A 1110-nucleotide genomic window follows, 5' to 3' on the forward strand; every position below is an offset into this window, starting at 1 on the left:
GGCCTATAGTGATTCTGATCCAAAAGAAAAAACATTTGATGTAATTCGCGGCTTAGATAGCAAAACTCATAAAGTAGTAGCGACGTTCAAAGGGAAAGACAGTAACAACCCTAACACCAAGGGAACAAAAGGCGCAGCGCCGGTCATGTACCTGTTACGCGGGGATATATTTACAATCTATCGTTCATTCAAGAATGAAAATGAGGAATACGTTTTCCCTCCGGTCATCTACATTCACCCGGATGAAAAAAAGTATTTGATCGATGGTAAGCCTTCATGGGCTCCTGATTACACAGACGATTCCATAACAAAAGAAGCGGACATGATCAAGGTTTTGAAAACCAAGGTGAATCCTTACGCTGAAACAAGCTATTCAGTTAACTACAATGAGGTTTTTGAGCTTCTTGAAATTGAAGAACCAGTAGAAAAAGGCGATACAATAGAGGTTTTTGCTGAGACTGCTTTAAACGGAGTTACATTTGAGGATTCAATAAGAATTACAGCCGTTTCATACAATCCGAATGATTTAACACAAGCGCCAAGCCTAACGATTAACGGAGGAAAGAAAACACCGGAGGATCGGATTGCAGAGGAGAAGAAACGAGCCAAAGAAACGGAACGTTCAATCAAAGCCATAAGGAACGAATACGCTGCACAGATTTCTGAGATTAAAAGCGAATTTCAGCAAGCCATTATAAACAGTCAAACTAGTAAGTACCCTCAAACTTTTCCGTTTACACTTCAATATGTAGGTGGTATATGGTCTGTATCTACTGGCGGCGAAGTGTCTACGTTGGAAAAGGAGCTGCTTTTATTTTCAGATGATGAATTCAATGTTAAGTATGTTTCTTCTGAAACATCATCATTATTAAAACAAAAAGGGATTGCTGTTTCCGTAGATTACGAGGGGAATTCAACAGATCATTTTAGAGTGAGTTTTTATCAAAACGGACAGCAAATAAATCCGACAACCTTACCTGATAACTCTAAAGTGACGGTTTTGATAAACGGATTCATGGAGGATTGAGAAATTTATGGTTCAATTAGATAAAAACCACACACTGGACCCCGCCTCTAATCTAGTGAGTACATTAAATGAAAATGCAAGGC

Annotated in this window: 1 protein-coding gene; it reads left to right on the top strand. The window is 39.0% G+C overall.

Annotation, left to right across the window (positions count from 1 at the left end; genetic code table 11):
- A partial coding sequence (locus ACWF79_RS34830) for a phage tail protein (protein ID WP_453732177.1) occupies positions 1 to 1027 on the top strand: 1027 nt, incomplete at its 5' end.
- Positions 1028 to 1110 lie beyond the last annotated feature (83 nt).

This window comes from Streptomyces sp. NPDC054975, from assembly GCF_053609105.1.